The organism is Chryseobacterium sp. AG844 (assembly GCF_003182335.1).
Classification (GTDB): domain Bacteria; phylum Bacteroidota; class Bacteroidia; order Flavobacteriales; family Weeksellaceae; genus Chryseobacterium; species Chryseobacterium cupriresistens.
On the sequence record NZ_QGTV01000028.1, the window covers coordinates 1 to 16,494 of the forward strand.

The window sequence follows — 16,494 nt, forward strand, 5'->3', positions numbered from 1 at the left end:
CCGTTGTATCTGTAGCTGTAAAAACTTCTAAAACCTGAAGTACTGAACGGTCCGGAGATATGGTTCAGCCCGAAGGGATAGTAATTGTTGGTATCGATAATTTCAGGAGCGCCTGTGCTGTTTCTTGATAAAAAAAGACTATAAAGCCACTGCAAAAGCAATGGCTTTAATTTATTTAAGACACGAGCGAGACAATCATGCCAGCTTAGGGAAGATTATTACCATCAATCGATTCAATTTATTAAGTTACCATTTTCATCAAATTCACTTTCTAAATACCCAATCACTTTTTCATAGTTGGCACTTAGATAATACATTCCAGAATAATTTTCACCTTGAATAGTTACACCCTTTAATATAATTCCAGAATCATTTTTTAGTCCAATAAGTAATTGATGTATTTGTTCTGCAAGCTTATAGTTTTTTTGATTGATAGCTATCCCCTCTCTTATACTATATACTCCAATCATATTCTCCCTATCAAATCTTCCATTACTCAATCTTATATGATAATTCTTAAATTCTCCCTTTATATTGATACTTTTTTTTATTAAATTAAAAATCTCTTCTTCTGTTTTCATTTTATGGCTTTATATGTTCTACATTAGCTCTTATTACTGGTCCAAAAATTAACCATTCGTTTTCTTGCATTCTTTTTCCTGTCTCTGAAACATTAGGAATAGCATTAACTCCAATTTTAAATCTTTTTGATAATATCACACCTTCTGATTTTCCGCTAACTCCCTTAGCAAAATATCTTGCAGTTTCTTTATTTGTTGTCCAAGATGTAAAAACAGAATAATTATCACTTCCAGCATGATCATCCATATTCCAATGTGCTGTTTCACCAGACCTAAATCCATTAGGAATAGCAATTCCAAATAATGCCTCATTGTACATCATAGTTTGTGTTTTAGTGTGTGCAAAAGATGAAACCCCTCTATATAATAATATACCATTTCTATTATTATCACCCTTGGAAATTTCTCCAGATAAATCTAAATCTCTAGTCCAATCATATGCAGGATCTTTCATCATGACAGGTGTTAACACGGCTCCTAAAGTTGCTGCTCCTACGGCTACTGACGTTACCTCTATAGCTGAGAAAAATTCAGCAATTCATATTGGTTCTCCAACTTCAACTGCCCTGGAAACCTCAGCTCCTCTTGTAAGCGTTAAAATATCAGCCCCTTTATTTCTGCCAAACAAACGATCCCACCAATTGCTTACTCTTCCCCAGAAACCAGGTTTTGGATCTTTTCCAAGAGTTCCACCAAACCCCGTAAAAATATTACCTCCTGAAGATTCGGTACTTGTAGACATATTCATTTGCAAAGCCCTTCCAAATGCTACTGCTGCATCCCCTGTATAGGTTTGTATATCATTCCCATCCGGATCAATCACCATCACAGGATTGTTGATGGCATAGTTATAAGGGCTCCACGCGCTGTATTTCTCAGATATGGCATCTCTATGGTGTAAATCTATAGAATGGTAGAATAAAAACCATTGTCTTGCAATTATTCTTAGCAGAGGACATGATCGAGACGCTCTCACCTGCTTTGGGACATACAATACCAACTGTCCACAATATCATTAAAATTAGAGTATTGAAAACCAATACTCTAATTTATTACCAGTACACTTATCTGACTTTCTTTTTAAAAATAAATTTATAATATAATAGAACTATACTTGTATAAATAGCTACATTAATTATGAATTGTCCAATACTACTTCCATTAAGCTTTTGACAATCACTTGAATAAAACTCAAAGTAAAATCTTGGTAAGCCCATTGAAAAAGCATTATTAAAAGGTTCTTGGCCAAAAGATTTTTGATAGAAAATACTTAAAAACAGATAAGAGAAAAATCCTACTACTATTTTTGTTATTCTTATTATTAGCTTCATAACTAGATATTAAATTTATTTTGATGGCACTGTTCATTTCTATAATATTCAATTAGCTGAAGATGTAAAATCAAAAAAACTTTTGAATAGTCTTCTGCAAAAACAAACAGCCTACTCATAATATAATATCTTACAACAACAAATTTTACATATTCAATGATCGTCTTTAATTAAAAGAAGATTATTTAAAATCTCAGATGTTAATTCTTTTATGCTTTCACTTTTAGCCATCTTATTTCTTTCTTTGTACAAGGAAACTAAATCATTAAGAATTAAAGGGTGATTTGAATATGAAATTTCAAAATCTTCTAATTGAGGATCATATTCTTTTATTTTTGAATAAATTAATTCTTTCATTTTTTACAGTAAAGAGCTAAAAATCGAACCATCGAGGTTTAAGCTTTGAAATATTGTTCTAAATATTTAATATCCTCAGGATTATTAAGATTACAGTCAACTATGATTACATTTTTATTTACTAATTCTTTTAGATGTTCAAAGATTTTTTTCAAATTATCAATCAAAAACTCAAATGATATCATATGGAACCCAACATTGCTAATAACGATATTATCTTTTTTTCCATCAATTAATAATTTTAGTAAAATTATATGTAATTTACCTAAGGTATCATCTACTCTAATTTCAATACCTGTTAATTGCTTAAATAAATTAATTAATTTAACTCTCTCATTCTTCCTAATTTCATCGTAAAAATAACTTATTTTTAGAGCATTATCATAAGCGAAATTAACGAAAACATACTCATTCATATCCTTTAAGGTTTGTAACTCCTTTGAATTTATTATAGATATTCTGTTCATTATCTTGTGGGTTTCACAGGAAATGTATATACTTTTTCATTACCTTCTTTGCCTAAATACAAATGCATTATCATCATTGTTTTCTAACTTATTTACATACCAAGTTTCAAAATCATTTAATTTCAAGAGATCAACTTTTTCTATAATATTAAGGTTTTTTGATTCATTTTGTACAAAAACGAATATTTTTTCATGTATTTTCGCAATATTTATTAACTCTTTAAGGATTAACTTTATATTTTCAAAAGATATTCCCATTGTCCCAATTATAAAAATATTACGGCTTTCAATCTCATTGATAATTGCATAAACTAACTGATTAAATACATCAATAATTTCTTGAGGTTTAATAAATTCTAAATTGTATTTTTTAATTAATTTTTTGTATTTCTCAATAGATAAATCCTTATCATTTATATATTCTGGAATTTTAATAGAATTATAAAAAGGTAAATTAATGTAAAAGATTTTTTCTGATTGATCTAATTTGTCTTCTTGTAATAAGTAATTATTAAAAATTACATATACATTTCCAATTTCCAAATTGATATTTTTATTGAAAAGCATTATTTGTTTATACATTATTTTTTATTTTACAGGTAGTTTATAAACTTTATAATTATCTATCAAAGGATTTCTTCTTATAAAATTTCCCTTATTGATTATTTCCTCAACATATTTAAAATTACCACTTTCTATTCCATGCTGAATAGCCGCATTCATTCTATGATTCCCATCTGTTAAGATATATTTCCCTTCATAGATATATCCCGCACCTCCTGTAGGTTTGTAAGTACCATTTGACATTTGTTCAAAATATTCGGCAACTTTTGCAGGATTAATTCCTCTTTGAGTACTTAAAATACCATTTGCTTCTGCTTCAGCAGCAATTCTTGACGTCATAGAAACCTTTTCAGCAGTAGCTATAGTCTTTCCATAACCACCAAACATCAATCCCCCACCGCTTCCTTCATCTTGAAGAATTTCCATGTGGCTACTGTTGACATTTCTGGCGAATCTATCCAGCCAGCTTTCTCCTTCATGATAGAGAGGATTATCTCTCCATGTTCTATATCGCTCTAATGGACTTTCATCATTGGCATTTACATTAGCATTTCTAATAAGTCCAAACAATGCTGTTTGTCCATAGCTCATTGAGACCCTCTCCACTTGCCCAACTTCTACTTTATTTCTATTCCTACCAAACAAACGATCCCACCAATTGCTTACTCTTCCCCAGAAACCAGGTTTTGGATCTTCTCCAAGAGCTCCACCAAACCCCGTAAAAATATTACCTCCTGAAGATTCAGTACTTGTAGACATTGTTGCTACATACGCTTTAAAAGCAAACTGTGCATCAGCACCTATAGCAGTCATCCCAGCCCCCGTATTTATAACATCATTCCCATCCGGATCAATCACCATCACAGGATTGTTGATGGCATAGTTATAAGGACTCCATGCACTGTATTTCTCAGACATGGCATCCATGGCACCCCATCTTCCCAGATCAGGCATCAGCATCCTGGCGCCGTAATCATACATCCCGGTTTCCTGGAGTTCTTTACAATTATTATAATCCAAATAATAAAATACTCCGGTAACGACAGTGAAATTATTATAAAATAATTCATATCCCTTCATCTCTTTTGCTACTTTCAGAGATTGGTTGATGATGGTAGCATTAATCCAAAGATTTACTATTTCATAAACTTATATTATCATTTCTTTTTCCCCATTTTTGATATAATTGAAACTCATGTACCTGTTTTAATCTATAGCCCGGCGCATGAGAAACTCCTTTTTGGGATCTAACATTAATAACTGAAAAACCTTTTTCAAAGATTGTATTTTTTTTATCAAAATTCCTGTCAATTGTTGACACACAAGGTAACCCTAGGGAATCATGTGGTGGAATAGAAATTGGAGTTAATGCTTCAAAATTTATCTTAAATGTATCTTTTTCATAAATATGTCGATAGTTTGTTTGAAAATCTTTAAGAGAAATTTTAAGGGTATCATTTGTTGGATTCCCAAAAAGTAAAAAAGTTTCTACATTTTTTATCCTTATACTATCTTTTGAATAATCACATACTAAATTTTGGAAAGAACAAACAACATTATCATTCTTTAACATAGGTTTCTTACATGATATAAATAAGATAATCAATAGAAATACATAAATTTTAAATTTACTTTGCCCTGTACGTGTTATAATACCATTTATCATCGTTATAATTTTTTTTCATTAATTTTTGAAATTCAGGTGTCGTTTTCTTAAAAAGAGGAGAAGCCATTTGATATTCATAAATTTTAATATGTTCTTTTGCTAAATCTAGTTTAGATATATTAATATCATCAGGATTTACTGTTAAGTGACTTATTTTTCCGCCCTCATGACTTAATGCAGAAATCATATTGTTTTTATCATTATAATATGGATGAGCTTTTCCATTGCCAACCATCAAAGAGACTGTTTTAGATCCCTTATTTGCCTGCATTAAAGCATCTGGATTATATTCACCTCCGTTAAAACGGAAAATTTTACCAACCATTTTCCCAGCGTCAAAATGATAATCTGCAATTCCCACAGACATACTATTTCCTTTAAGGCTCAATAAATTAATACCAGCCTCTTCAGCATAATGATTAGCTATATTTGCTAAAACAAATGCATTATCTTTATTAAATATATAATCCTTTAATTCCACTGAAAGCCACGGAGCTGTATTTAATTTTCCTGTAATGGGATTCTGAAAATCAATAACAATATTATTTGTTCTTTTATTGTCCGTGTATAAAAACTGTCCAAACTGATTGAAGTGATCATCAAAAGGGTTAGAGCCAAACCCAGTAAAAATATTACCTCCCGAAGTTTCAGTACTTGTAGACATTGTTGCTACATAGGCTTTAAAAGCCTGTTGTGCAGCTTCCCCTGAATAAGAAATATCATTCCCATCCGGATCAATCACCATTTTTAATAATATTTTTAAAATTAGAGTATTGAAAAACCAATACTCTAATTTATTACCAACACGTTTGGCACATTACCCATTTTTAATTATTCATTACTATAAAATGCAAAACTTGATATAAACCTTGGTATGGTTTTCCTTCTTCAAGGTTTAATATAAAGTAATCATTACTTTTAGTCTTTATTTTTAGACGAGTAAATTTTTCCTTATCCATTACCCTATCATTAAATTCTTCTTTTAATGCAAGCTGAACTTCAATAATATCATTTAAATTTATAATACACTGATTTCCAGAATAACAATTTATAATTCTAAAATTAGTGAGTATAAAATAATTCAAAGTATTTTTATAATAAACTATAAGAGGTTTTTCATTTTCTCTAAGCTCATTTAATAAATGTATATAACAATTTTTATTGTTATTATTAATTACTTTTGTATTTAAGCCTTCCCCACCTTTTCTTTTAAAAATAGAAATATATATTAATGATTTATCATTCATAATTTAAATTATTTTAAGCTTTTTTGTAAAATGACTCCACTTTGTATGGGCGCGAGTTAAACGCTGCCACTAGTTTGGTGTAACATGATCAATCATTTATGATTTCTTGTACATAATCATCCGATTTGTAAAAATCACTTAATTTTTGACCACAGAAAGGACAGTTATTTATGAATAAACTCATTGTTCTTTCATCATTAATTGTATGAATATAACCTGATGTCATAACAAATCCTTTATCCAACATGTTTGGGTTAATAAGCTTTAATTTACTGTATAATGGTTCAGAAAATTTCACAATTCTAAAATTAAGACCAAATCCGTTCTGTACACTATATGCACCTTCTAGTCTTTCACAACAAAATTTTTTATTACTCATATTATTTTAAGTTTAAGGATAAGGTTTTGCTAATTTATTAACAGCATTAACTACATCTTTTCCTATAAATTTATATTCAGTAGAAATTACATTTGAACCTTGATTAATTCCTTTATAGACATCAAGTTGGCCAGTATATCTTAATTGATATATTCCTGAATTACTAATTTCATATTGCATCAATTGACCCCCATTTTTTATGTAAGTTGAAGCAACTGCGGCATCATCAGTTAAGAATAATAATGAACTTCCGCTTTCAGAGCCAGTTGTACCTCTAAATAAAGTAACTAATGGATCAAACTCATCTGTAGAAGAAAGTATTTTAGATATACTATTTCCAGTTTCTTCTGTTGCCGCTAATGCATTTGCAGCTTTTGTAATTCTACCATATCCTCCAAACATATTATAGCCACCGCCACCAAAATCTTGCATTATTTCAATGTGAGAACTGCTAATTAATCTGAAAGATCTGTCTAAGCTTGTTTCTCCCGGATTATAAAGACTATTACTTTGGCTTTCCCTATAGGCTTCTAAGGGGCTTTGTCCATTAGCATTTTTAATTAACCCAAATAGTCTAGTATGACCATCTGGCAATCTTTCAGGTGTCCCTACAGTTAATCTATTAGATCTTTTTTTATTTCCTCCAAACAGCCAACTTATAAATCTTTCTATAACTCCGGGACCTGTACTGCTTTTAGGAGTGGGGTCGCTCATTGCACTATTTCCTCCACCATCTCCAGGTCTTTGTCCCAGAAACTGGCTATACATCTGCCTTCCGCTGGTAAACCCGGGCGTTCTTCCTGAAGTATCAATAGTTCCGTCCTCATTAAACCATCTTCCGTCTACATCAAATTGTGAAACCGGGTTGTTGGCTACATACGCATAGGGACTGGTAGAGAGATAGCTTTCTGACAGCTGGTCTATTCCGTTCCATCTTCCAAGATCAGGCAGATACTGTCTCCAGCCATAATCAAACAATCCTGTTTCCTGAAGTTCTTTGCCATTGTATTTGTAACTGTAAAAACTTCCAAAATTAGAAGTACCAAATGCCCCTGAGATATGGTTTAGCCCAAAAGGATAATAATCGTTAGCATCTGTAATCTCAAAAGCCCTGCGCTGTTTCTTCCGTAAGAAACCTTACATTTCCCAAATGGTCTTTGTATTGGTAAATATAGAGTTCCTTTTACCACATGTTTGGAACATTACCAATACATTATAATCCAGATGGATCGGGAAGTTTTTTTATAAACTCCTTTATTTTAATATCCTTGAGTCCATCATGCTGCATGTAATGTTCAATTTTTAATGCTTTACTATAGTCTTTATAAGATATTTTATATCTTAATATTCCTAATGAGAATTTTGATAATTCTAATCTTAATTTTTCCATTTCTAAAGGATGAACCTCAGTATCTTTTTCAAGCATTTCTGCAAAATTCACTAACTTTTGGCATATATAATAAATTTCATCCTTAAGAAAAACAGGAGAAAATCCAAGTAAGAAATATATTCGAGAAAGGATAATTTTTCTAAAACCATATTCTTTTATCCCGTAAAAATATTCTAACTTATTAATATCTATATCAGCATTTAATATTAAAAAATTCACTACATCTTTAGGATTTACCTGATTTAGGTAAAAATTTTTCAATTCTTTGATGCTTGTCCATCCCGCTCTGTGTAATGATAAATCAGCTTGATTTAAATAAGCAAATAAAAATACACACAAGTTATATTCTAATTTTATTTTTTTCATATTCTCATTAAAAAGGCCACCAACGCTTAACATATTTTGGGTTCAAAGTTCTTATATCCAATTGCATACGTCCTTCTACTATAATTCTTCCAGAATTTCCCACACCACCAATATAAGGAGTAGGCGTAATACCCGATTTAGGGACTGTAAACTCTACATATCCACCACCATGATTACCTCCTGCTGCTTGTCCCAGGTTTACCTTAGATGGCTTTACAAAAGGAGCTACTTCAACATCAACACCAAGTGGACCATACGGATACTGATCATAATAGTTAACACTAAGAAGTGTCACGCTTCCCGTAGGGAAAGCATTCTTGGTATAATAAACATCCAGCCCGTTCTGTGTAAAAGGAATGGTAATACTACTTTCATTGTTAAGAGCATTGGTGGAAATAGCATTGAGAGTAGCCTGTATGTACATTCTTGCTCATAATCAAACATGCATGTTTCCTGAAGTTCTTTAGTGTTATATTTTAAAATTAGAGTATTGAAAACCAATACTCTAATTTAATATCAATACATTTGGAATATTTCGTTAATTTTTTAATTCGTAATTAGAATAACTTCATCATGTTCCAAATTTAAATTAGAATCATGAATTCTGTCTTGATTTACCCACTGGTTTTTACCTATTAAAAGTCCTCCAGCAATTATATAATATTTCTTTTCCTCCGATTCTAGTTCGAAAATCTTCATATTATATTTCAATAAGTTTTTATCGATTTCCATTGGAAAATCTTTTTCTGTAATTTCTTTAATTATAATATTATTAAGAATCGTTGGAATATTAATATAATTTACTGCCCAGAACTCGAAATCAATATTATAAGATTGATCTTCAGTATAATTATCCTGATCAGGAAATTTCATCTCACTACGTAATAATAATGATGAATGACTTACAATATAAGCCCACATTTTAAACTTTCTATTTGAGTTATATATCATGACTTTAGATTATATTTAATAAAATGGTGAATAACTATCTAATATTTTATAAGTACCATCTGCCGCTTTATTATAAAATATTGTTTTCTGTAATAATGAAGCGTCATTCATAATAGTATGCATTTCCCAGTTTGTATAATTTCTGAATGTAAGAGGTGCTTTAGGGTCGAATTTAGAAAATTTAATTTTCCCAAATCCTGTTGTATTAAAATGTATTTTATCGTAACTTTTCATAGCATCTAATATTTTACTTTTATTAAATCCTGTGGAAAAATCTCTATAGGTATGGAATGAGTTCTTTTCTGCAAAATTGAACAAATCATCACCTAAGCCTAATGCAAGGTTTTTTTCTGCCTGCATTTCAGCAGTTGCCAATCCTGGCTTTCTCAATGATACAGCTGCCAATATTCCGGCACCCATTGCAAGATACCTGTTTTCAGGCTTCCATGTACTTATTACCTGGCCTCCAATGTCAAAGATACCTAAGAAGTCACCTAACCCTCCTATCATCTGAGCTCGCCCTGGCTGTCTCCATGCTGCTTCTAACTGTTGCTTCTTAAACCATTCAGACTGTACATCAGCTAATTTCGTTTTGGTAAAAACAATCTCCTGTATATCATATACAGTAGCTCCCATGGCTCCGTCTCCCCATGTAGATGCGTAGAGACTACCTCCAACGTCCCCACCTGCAGCTCCGAAAGCATTCCATGAACCAAAATATCCCCAAAAATCTCCGCCTCCGCTATTTCCTTCTTCCCATGCAGATAATGCGCTCATTAGTTTTCGCGGGCTGCCATTTTGCTGCAGATACGTCATTACATTTTGCAAGTCACTGCCTGAAAACTCATAACCGCCTGAAGTTGGTTTTACATCTCTGCCATCCGGATCCAGAAAAGAAATGGGATTATTAAGAACATAGGCGTATGGGCTTGCCATTTGATAAGATTCCGCCAGCTGGTCTATCCCGTTCCATCTTCCCAGATCCGGCATATACTGCCTCCAGCCGTAATCAAACAATCCTGTTTCCTGAAGTTCTTTGCCGTTATATTTAAAATTAGAGTACCGAAAACCAATACTCTAATTTATTACCAACCTGTTTGGAACATTATCTAATTAATATACTTTTGACAATGGAATAAAACTTAAGACAAAGAACGTGATAATTCCTACAATAATTCCTAAACTAATCCAAGCATGTTTATATCTTATTTTTTTAGGCTCTCTATCAAATTCATCAAAGTATTTTAGATATTTATTATTCTTAAACAGTAATCTCTCGTTAATAATCCAAGGCATAACTAACAGCCCTATTACAAATATCCATTTATATGGACTTCCTGGCTCCCAAAAGAGTTGTATTAATGATTTCCCTATTATTGCCTGAAAAATATTGAACAAACCATATTCTATAAGAATTATTAAACCTCCCATTTGAATCCCTGAAATAGTTATATTTTGTCCATATACACGGTTGTTTATTGCATTTTTACTAGCTAGTCTTATTTCTTGTGGTGAACTATTTTTCTTTTTGAGCGTATTAGCTATAAAAGGAACTTTATAAATCAAATCAAAAATTAGTGTAATAGGATAAGTTATTATTTGGGAAGTTTTAACTTCAAATAAATAAATAAAGTAGTGAATATAGTTCCAAGTTTTTTCCATGTATTTCTACTATTTTATTTTTACTTCGGAGCACTCTTATATTCATTATAAAATTTGGAAATTGCTTTTTCGAGCTCATCAAAATTATAAGATAGTGTATTGGAAGAAATCGAAATAGGCGTACCATATGTTTTATATGTTCTCTCTAATATTTTTCTCTTTATACCACTTTCTTTATTTAAGTATTTATTGGGGTCTTTTACATTAATAAGTAAAAATTTTGTTGACATAACATCAATTTTTTTTATTGAGTTAATATCACTCCAAAAAATTGAACCTACACTTACATAGCTAGAATTATCAATAATTCCTTTTTCGTTTATTATTAGATTAAATTTCTTTGTGAGCAAGCTTTTTATTAAAATTATCAAGCATAATCCAAAGAACAATATTGCTACAATTCCTACCATACGTATGAATGTTACACTTCTAAATATAAAAGAAGCAAACTTGTGAGGACTAACGGCTAAAAAGATACCTAATATCATAAATATCAGTGAGCCTGATACTAATAATATTAATTTTGTTTTACTGCTTTTTATTTCAATTGTATTCATTATTTATTATATTTAATAATCAGCTTTATTCAAGACATTACTTGCCCAACCTTCTGCAATATCACCTCCCCAAACTCCTCCTACAATACCACCTACAATACCACCAACTGCTGCACCAATAATTGTACCCTCAGGCCCAACAAGAGTTCCTATAGCTCCGCCAAGTTTACCTAATGCCCAAGCTCCTGCTGCTGCTCCAGCCATTCCTCCAGCCACATTCGCTGTTGCTATCTGAGCTCTAACACCAAACTTCCAATCATCTTTATACATTCCATATCCTATTTGTGCAGCACTGATCCCATATCCTACATAACCTGCTCTTTTGGCATATTTTCCAAGCATTGTAGTGGTTCGCACATAATCACTTCTAAGTCCTATCAACGATCCTCTGGCTCTTCCTGCATAGGTTGTACTTCTCATTTGTCCAAGATTATCAATCCAATATCCACTATTATACAGAGCTGTTCTTCGATCAGCAAGATATTTAAATCCTCCTCCAGCAGTACTTGCGCCCCAATCTGCCCAGTTTTTATAGGCATCTAATGGAATGTCCTTAAATTTAGCGTTATACCCTATGCCGAGATCTATATCTCCATGTATATCTGTTCCACTATAAGAGGTTAAAGTAGGTGTTCCCTTCCACCAAGTTAAATTACCATCTCCAATGCTAAGTTCGGAGAAGTTTCCTCTATTTACAAAATAATTGAATATGGAACCTGCATCTGTTCCAGTAAAAGTGTAACCTCCGCCTGCACCTTCTCCTGGATTTTGTCCCATAAACTGAGTCATCCTCATCTGAGACTGAGCCATATCTCTGAAAGGATTTGCATTTCCGGAAGTATCGATATGTCCATTATCATCCATCCACCTTCCGTCTACATCAAATTGTGAAACCGGATTGTTCGCAACATAAGCATAGGGACTGGTAGAAAGATAGCTTTCTGCCAGCTGGTCTATCCCGTTCCATTTTCCCAGATCAGGCATATACTGTCGCCAGCCGTAATCCAGCCAGCCCGTTTCCTGAAGTTCCTTCCCGTTGTATTTATAGCTGTAGAAACTTTCGGATTAAACACCAACACATCTGAAACACCTGATATGATCTTCAATATTTTAAATAGCCTATTTTCTCTTTTCTTCTGCTCTGGCTATCCCCAATATTATCTCAACTTTACATTTTTACTAGTATTTTTAAAATTAGAGTATTGAAAACCAATACTCTAATTTATTACCAACATATTTGGAACATTACCCCAATACTCTAATTTATCATTAATACATTTGGAACATTACCACAATTAATAGTAATCATATTTTACTGCAAATACCCAAAACATAATACATAGGAATACAAAAATTAATGAAATCTTTCTTGATTCTTTTACTGTATCTTTATTTGCATAAAAGGCATTAATCTTTTCTGTCAAATCGTCTTCGCCTATTAACCAAGAATCAAAATATAAGTGAGCATAAGCAATTCCTATCAATATAAGATACATCCATTTCCCAATTTCAAATTTATTCCCAAAAAAAATAACAGAGGGAAAAACCAATAAGAAAAAAAGTACAAAACCTAAAGTCATAGAAGAATAAAAATTTTTATTCTTATGTGTTTTATAATAAATATGTGTTTGCAGATAACACTCATAGTAAGCATACAAATAAGCATTTTTAATTTTAGTCGTAAAATTTTTCATATTAGTCTTCAATATTTAAATAATCATAATGATTGCTCCCCCTATTCATAGCACCCCATGTCCATATATTCCAGTAATTTACATCAGTATTATCGATACCCAAGGATATAGCAGGGCCTACATAAGGAACAAAACCCGATAAAAAACTTGAGATTCCCCTCGATATATAACCTGGATGGTGGGATTCTCTGAATTGTTCAAATGAAATTAACAATCCCAATCTTGCAACTCCTTTTACCAATTTAGAATTATTTACAGCATTAATAGCTTTTACATTTTTCATAAATTTTACACCGGAAATGTATTTGTTTCCATTCAAATAACCATTACTCCTATATAAATTGTAAGTTTTGAAAATATTAGATGTTTTTATCATCTTACCAGCGTTTACAAGGTCATTTGATACCTGAGCAGTAGTTCCTAAGGTGAGCCCAATTCCATTTGTTGCATAAGATTGAGCAGTACTTGCATTATTTAATAATCCCCAATAGAGTCATTATTATCTCCTTTAAACTTCAACATACCCAACGCACCAACTCCTTTCACAAGATTTCCTTCTTCATCGTAGCTATCAGGTATACTAGTCCACCATCTTAAAGCTCCCCCATGATTACTAATACCCACTTCTCCTTTATTAAAAAAAGCAGTCATTAAGTCTGTATATGCTTGTGTATTTCCAAAAGCCAGATAGCCCCCAGCTCCGCCTTCTCCGGGGTTTCGCCCCATAAACTGAGTCATCCTCATTTGAGACTGAGCCATATCTCTGAAAGGATTAGAGTTTCCGGAAGTGTCGATATGCCCATTGGCATCCATCCATCTGCCGTCTACATCAAACTGTGAAACCGGGTTATTGCCAACATACGCATATGTGCTTGTAGAAGTATAGGCTTCTGCCAGCTGATCTATACCGTACCATTTGCCTGTTTCCGGCATATACTGCCGCCAACCGTAGCTTTACATGCCTATTTCCTAAAGCTCTTCCTCATTATATTTTAAAATTAGAGTATTGGTTTTCAATACTCTAATTTATTATCAACACATTTGGATATTACCAAAATTTTAGCTGCCTTGGATGAAAAGTTGGACTCATGATAACTAGAAATACATAAAATAAAAAAGCCCAAAAAACATATAAAAGTACTGTATGAAAAATTCTTTTATTTTTGGAAACGTGCTTAAATTCTTCATTATCTTTGATAGGAATACCTATAAAAGATTTACTAATTATATGATAAATTAAGAGGACAATTACTACAACTGCTAATTTTTCAATTACTGTTGTATCACCTAGACTCACATGTCCATAAAATAACACTCTAAAAAAAGCAAAAATATTTAGTAAAACTGTTATTATTAACATTGTTATTATGTAGATGCCATTATCTCCCCTTTCTCCAAAATATCTATATTGTACATTAGCCCCTAACCAATATATATATCTGATTTTTTTTTTTATTCTTTCCATTTTTTAAAAAGGATTTATATTTATCGCTGCACCTCCTGTTGCGCTATCAATTTCCGATGCAATTATATCATTTAAACCTGTTCCATTATTAAATAAAGCAACTCCTATATCTGCTGCCATCCATGCCCATCCCACAGGACCAATTGAACCTGCTATTACATTAATACTCATTTTAGCAGCTTCTCCAACAGTTACTTTACCATCTTTAATTATTTCATACCCATCCATAGCATAACCAATTACACTAGCTTTTTTAGCTATACCACCCAAAGACCCAGCAAAAGCTTTTGCATTGGCGGCGGCAATTCTTTTTCCGGCAACACCTCTCACAAACCTCCCATTTGCCTGCCTTGCCAAAACGCTTGCATCATTCCATACTCCATTTGCATTTCTCCATCCCCTCTTCATCCATGGTCCGTCATAAAAATGGTAATCAGCCATTCTGCTATATGCAAAATCAGCCATATTTGCCGTTAGTTTAGCAGCATTCCAAAATGTACTTCCGGTATAATTCCAATCAATATTGTCTACAGAATAGTTTTTAAACATCAAAATACCCAACACACCAACTCCTTTCACAAGATTTCCTTCTTCATCGTAGCTATCAGGCATACTAGTCCACCATCTTAAAGCTCCCCCATGATTACTAATACCTACTTCTCCTTTATTAAAAAAAGCAGTCATTAAGTCTGTATATGCCTGAGTCTGTCCAAAAGCCAGATAGCCCCCAGCTCCGCCTTCTCCTGAATGTCGCCCTAGAAATTCATTCATCCTCATTCGAGACTGAGCCATATCTCTGAAAGGATTAGAGTTTCCGGAAGTATCGATATGCCCATTGGCATCCATCCATCTGCCGTCAGGATCACGCATTGAAACCGGGTTGTTGACTACATACGCAAAAGGACTGGTGGAAGCATATATTTCAGACAACTGATCCATACCATTCCATCTTCCCAAATCCGGCATATATTGTCTCCAGCCATAATCAAATAATCCTGTTTCCTGAAGTTCTTTACCATTATATTTATAGCTGTAGAAACTTCCGAAACCTGAATTACTGAACGAATTTGAAATATGGTTCAGCCCAAAAGGATAATAATTGTTGGTATCTGTACTTTCAAGAGCGCCTGTGATGTTTTTAAAATTAGAGTATTGATTTTCAATACTCTAATTTATTACCAACCTGTTTGGAACATTATCTAATTAATATACTTTTGACAATGGAATAAAACTTAAGACAAAGAACGTGATAATTCCTACAATAATTCCTAAACTAATCCAAGCATGTTTATATCTTATTTTTTTAGGCTCTCTATCAAATTCATCAAAGTATTTTAAATATTTATTATTCTTAAACAGTAATCTCTCGTTAATAATCCAAGGCATAACTAACAGCCCTATTACAAATATCCATTTATATGAACTTCCTGGCTCCCAAAAGATTTGTATTAACGATTTCCCTAATATTGCCTGAAAAATATTAAATAATCCATATTCTATAAGAATTATTAAACCTCCCATTTGAATACTAGCCCAAATGCTATGCAATCCTGATACTTTATCATTAAAAATAACATCGTCAGTAAATTGGTTCATATCTTCAATTCCTCTTTTAGAATAAAAATTTTTTATTGCAGGAATTTTATAAAGGAATCTAAAAGGATCTATATAAGATAATAATCTATATATAATCTTGTAAAAATTAAAAATTGTATAGTGTACATAATTCCAAACTTTTTCCATAGGTTTTCTATTTTAATAATATTTGTACTACAGTTCTATATAATACGAAACTAAATAGTAATAATATTCAATTT

At 32.1% G+C, this 16,494-nt stretch carries 26 protein-coding genes and 1 pseudogene; all 27 read right to left on the reverse strand.

The annotated features are described in order from the left end of the window. Window positions 1-233 precede the first annotated feature (233 nt). Window positions 234-581, reverse strand: a complete 348-nt coding sequence (locus DEU40_RS20095) for an enoyl-CoA hydratase (protein WP_110011500.1) — start codon at window positions 579-581, stop codon at window positions 234-236. Between the two features lies 1 nt (window position 582). Beyond that, a complete protein-coding gene (locus tag DEU40_RS20100; protein WP_110011501.1) occupies window positions 583-1,038 on the reverse strand; it encodes a hypothetical protein in 456 nt (151 codons plus the stop codon). 81 nt (window positions 1,039-1,119) lie between these two features. Next, complete coding sequence (locus tag DEU40_RS20105; protein WP_181398010.1) at window positions 1,120-1,581, reverse strand: hypothetical protein; 462 nt, start codon at window positions 1,579-1,581, stop codon at window positions 1,120-1,122. Between the two features lie 64 nt (window positions 1,582-1,645). Continuing rightward, window positions 1,646-1,912 carry a hypothetical protein gene (locus DEU40_RS20110; RefSeq protein WP_110011503.1) on the reverse strand — a complete coding sequence of 89 codons (267 nt, stop codon included), beginning with the start codon at window positions 1,910-1,912 and terminating at the stop codon, window positions 1,646-1,648. A gap of 153 nt (window positions 1,913-2,065) precedes the next feature. Continuing rightward, window positions 2,066-2,269 carry a hypothetical protein gene (locus DEU40_RS20115; RefSeq protein WP_110011504.1) on the reverse strand — a complete coding sequence of 68 codons (204 nt, stop codon included), beginning with the start codon at window positions 2,267-2,269 and terminating at the stop codon, window positions 2,066-2,068. 38 nt (window positions 2,270-2,307) lie between these two features. Continuing rightward, on the reverse strand, window positions 2,308-2,736 hold the full coding sequence (locus DEU40_RS20120) for a hypothetical protein (RefSeq protein WP_110011505.1): 429 nt from the start codon (window positions 2,734-2,736) through the stop codon (window positions 2,308-2,310). Between the two features lie 39 nt (window positions 2,737-2,775). Continuing rightward, on the reverse strand, window positions 2,776-3,318 hold the full coding sequence (locus DEU40_RS20125) for a hypothetical protein (protein ID WP_110011506.1): 543 nt from the start codon (window positions 3,316-3,318) through the stop codon (window positions 2,776-2,778). Between the two features lie 6 nt (window positions 3,319-3,324). Further along, complete coding sequence (locus DEU40_RS22705) at window positions 3,325-4,380, reverse strand: RHS repeat-associated core domain-containing protein (RefSeq protein ID WP_228406575.1); 1,056 nt, start codon at window positions 4,378-4,380, stop codon at window positions 3,325-3,327. A gap of 61 nt (window positions 4,381-4,441) precedes the next feature. Continuing rightward, window positions 4,442-4,873: a hypothetical protein gene (locus DEU40_RS20135; protein WP_146207885.1), complete on the reverse strand. Its 432-nt coding sequence runs from the start codon at window positions 4,871-4,873 to the stop codon at window positions 4,442-4,444. A 55-nt stretch (window positions 4,874-4,928) separates the two neighbouring features. Next, window positions 4,929-5,711, reverse strand: a complete 783-nt coding sequence (locus DEU40_RS20140; RefSeq protein WP_110011508.1) for a hypothetical protein — start codon at window positions 5,709-5,711, stop codon at window positions 4,929-4,931. An 82-nt stretch (window positions 5,712-5,793) separates the two neighbouring features. Beyond that, window positions 5,794-6,213: a hypothetical protein gene (locus DEU40_RS20145; protein ID WP_110011509.1), complete on the reverse strand. Its 420-nt coding sequence runs from the start codon at window positions 6,211-6,213 to the stop codon at window positions 5,794-5,796. Between the two features lie 88 nt (window positions 6,214-6,301). Further along, entirely contained in the window at window positions 6,302-6,592 is a 291-nt protein-coding gene (locus tag DEU40_RS20150) for a hypothetical protein (protein ID WP_110011510.1), read from the reverse strand. Between the two features lie 12 nt (window positions 6,593-6,604). Next, window positions 6,605-7,693, reverse strand: a complete 1,089-nt coding sequence (locus tag DEU40_RS20155) for an RHS repeat-associated core domain-containing protein (RefSeq protein WP_228406578.1) — start codon at window positions 7,691-7,693, stop codon at window positions 6,605-6,607. Window positions 7,694-7,805: 112 nt separating this feature from the next. After that, the gene (locus DEU40_RS20160) at window positions 7,806-8,381 is read right to left on the reverse strand and encodes a hypothetical protein (protein WP_110011511.1); all 576 of its coding nucleotides are present in this window, start codon (window positions 8,379-8,381) and stop codon (window positions 7,806-7,808) included. Next, window positions 8,356-8,772 carry a hypothetical protein gene (locus DEU40_RS20165; RefSeq protein ID WP_110011512.1) on the reverse strand — a complete coding sequence of 139 codons (417 nt, stop codon included), beginning with the start codon at window positions 8,770-8,772 and terminating at the stop codon, window positions 8,356-8,358. Before DEU40_RS20165 ends, DEU40_RS20160 begins: the two co-directional genes overlap by 26 nt. A gap of 122 nt (window positions 8,773-8,894) precedes the next feature. Continuing rightward, window positions 8,895-9,299 carry a hypothetical protein gene (locus DEU40_RS20170; protein ID WP_146207887.1) on the reverse strand — a complete coding sequence of 135 codons (405 nt, stop codon included), beginning with the start codon at window positions 9,297-9,299 and terminating at the stop codon, window positions 8,895-8,897. A 15-nt stretch (window positions 9,300-9,314) separates the two neighbouring features. Then, window positions 9,315-10,373: an RHS repeat-associated core domain-containing protein gene (locus tag DEU40_RS20175; protein WP_110011514.1), complete on the reverse strand. Its 1,059-nt coding sequence runs from the start codon at window positions 10,371-10,373 to the stop codon at window positions 9,315-9,317. Between the two features lie 39 nt (window positions 10,374-10,412). After that, window positions 10,413-10,961 carry a hypothetical protein gene (locus DEU40_RS20180; protein ID WP_110011515.1) on the reverse strand — a complete coding sequence of 183 codons (549 nt, stop codon included), beginning with the start codon at window positions 10,959-10,961 and terminating at the stop codon, window positions 10,413-10,415. A 20-nt stretch (window positions 10,962-10,981) separates the two neighbouring features. Then, window positions 10,982-11,518 (reverse strand): STM3941 family protein, encoded by a 537-nt coding sequence (locus DEU40_RS20185; RefSeq protein ID WP_146207888.1) that lies wholly within the window; start codon window positions 11,516-11,518, stop codon window positions 10,982-10,984. A gap of 12 nt (window positions 11,519-11,530) precedes the next feature. Then, window positions 11,531-12,526: a hypothetical protein gene (locus DEU40_RS20190; protein ID WP_110011517.1), complete on the reverse strand. Its 996-nt coding sequence runs from the start codon at window positions 12,524-12,526 to the stop codon at window positions 11,531-11,533. Continuing rightward, entirely contained in the window at window positions 12,472-12,624 is a 153-nt protein-coding gene (locus tag DEU40_RS22530; protein WP_181398011.1) for a hypothetical protein, read from the reverse strand. Before DEU40_RS22530 ends, DEU40_RS20190 begins: the two co-directional genes overlap by 55 nt. Window positions 12,625-12,813: 189 nt before the next feature. After that, window positions 12,814-13,212, reverse strand: coding sequence for a hypothetical protein (locus tag DEU40_RS20195; protein WP_110011518.1), 399 nt, complete (start codon window positions 13,210-13,212; stop codon window positions 12,814-12,816). 1 nt (window position 13,213) lies between these two features. Continuing rightward, window positions 13,214-13,588 carry a hypothetical protein gene (locus tag DEU40_RS20200; RefSeq protein WP_146207889.1) on the reverse strand — a complete coding sequence of 125 codons (375 nt, stop codon included), beginning with the start codon at window positions 13,586-13,588 and terminating at the stop codon, window positions 13,214-13,216. A gap of 98 nt (window positions 13,589-13,686) precedes the next feature. Further along, window positions 13,687-14,151: pseudogene (locus tag DEU40_RS20205) on the reverse strand (hypothetical protein); the annotation flags it as partial. 109 nt (window positions 14,152-14,260) lie between these two features. Next, window positions 14,261-14,677 carry a hypothetical protein gene (locus DEU40_RS20210; protein ID WP_110011521.1) on the reverse strand — a complete coding sequence of 139 codons (417 nt, stop codon included), beginning with the start codon at window positions 14,675-14,677 and terminating at the stop codon, window positions 14,261-14,263. Window positions 14,678-14,680: 3 nt separating this feature from the next. Beyond that, entirely contained in the window at window positions 14,681-15,841 is a 1,161-nt protein-coding gene (locus tag DEU40_RS20215) for an RHS repeat-associated core domain-containing protein (RefSeq protein WP_110011522.1), read from the reverse strand. A gap of 39 nt (window positions 15,842-15,880) precedes the next feature. After that, on the reverse strand, window positions 15,881-16,420 hold the full coding sequence (locus tag DEU40_RS20220; protein ID WP_110011523.1) for a hypothetical protein: 540 nt from the start codon (window positions 16,418-16,420) through the stop codon (window positions 15,881-15,883). Between the last annotated feature and the right edge of the window lie 74 nt (window positions 16,421-16,494).

Coding starts and splice junctions, on each gene's coding strand:
- DEU40_RS20195 (WP_110011518.1), bottom strand. CDS start 13,212: ATGAAAAATTTTACGACTAAAATTAAAAATGCTTATTTGTATGCTTAC.
- DEU40_RS20100 (WP_110011501.1), bottom strand. CDS start 1,038: ATGATGAAAGATCCTGCATATGATTGGACTAGAGATTTAGATTTATCT.
- DEU40_RS20165 (WP_110011512.1), bottom strand. CDS start 8,772: ATGTACATACAGGCTACTCTCAATGCTATTTCCACCAATGCTCTTAAC.
- DEU40_RS20140 (WP_110011508.1), bottom strand. CDS start 5,711: ATGGTGATTGATCCGGATGGGAATGATATTTCTTATTCAGGGGAAGCT.
- DEU40_RS20125 (WP_110011506.1), bottom strand. CDS start 3,318: ATGTATAAACAAATAATGCTTTTCAATAAAAATATCAATTTGGAAATT.
- DEU40_RS20135 (WP_146207885.1), bottom strand. CDS start 4,873: ATGTTAAAGAATGATAATGTTGTTTGTTCTTTCCAAAATTTAGTATGT.
- DEU40_RS20220 (WP_110011523.1), bottom strand. CDS start 16,420: ATGGAAAAAGTTTGGAATTATGTACACTATACAATTTTTAATTTTTAC.
- DEU40_RS20160 (WP_110011511.1), bottom strand. CDS start 8,381: ATGTTAAGCGTTGGTGGCCTTTTTAATGAGAATATGAAAAAAATAAAA.
- DEU40_RS20200 (WP_146207889.1), bottom strand. CDS start 13,588: ATGATAAAAACATCTAATATTTTCAAAACTTACAATTTATATAGGAGT.
- DEU40_RS20115 (WP_110011504.1), bottom strand. CDS start 2,269: ATGAAAGAATTAATTTATTCAAAAATAAAAGAATATGATCCTCAATTA.
- DEU40_RS20145 (WP_110011509.1), bottom strand. CDS start 6,213: ATGAATGATAAATCATTAATATATATTTCTATTTTTAAAAGAAAAGGT.
- DEU40_RS20210 (WP_110011521.1), bottom strand. CDS start 14,677: ATGGAAAGAATAAAAAAAAAAATCAGATATATATATTGGTTAGGGGCT.
- DEU40_RS20185 (WP_146207888.1), bottom strand. CDS start 11,518: ATGAATACAATTGAAATAAAAAGCAGTAAAACAAAATTAATATTATTA.
- DEU40_RS20120 (WP_110011505.1), bottom strand. CDS start 2,736: ATGAACAGAATATCTATAATAAATTCAAAGGAGTTACAAACCTTAAAG.
- DEU40_RS20110 (WP_110011503.1), bottom strand. CDS start 1,912: ATGAAGCTAATAATAAGAATAACAAAAATAGTAGTAGGATTTTTCTCT.
- DEU40_RS20180 (WP_110011515.1), bottom strand. CDS start 10,961: ATGGAAAAAACTTGGAACTATATTCACTACTTTATTTATTTATTTGAA.
- DEU40_RS20170 (WP_146207887.1), bottom strand. CDS start 9,299: ATGATATATAACTCAAATAGAAAGTTTAAAATGTGGGCTTATATTGTA.
- DEU40_RS20150 (WP_110011510.1), bottom strand. CDS start 6,592: ATGAGTAATAAAAAATTTTGTTGTGAAAGACTAGAAGGTGCATATAGT.
- DEU40_RS22705 (WP_228406575.1), bottom strand. CDS start 4,380: ATGAAGGGATATGAATTATTTTATAATAATTTCACTGTCGTTACCGGA.
- DEU40_RS20095 (WP_110011500.1), bottom strand. CDS start 581: ATGAAAACAGAAGAAGAGATTTTTAATTTAATAAAAAAAAGTATCAAT.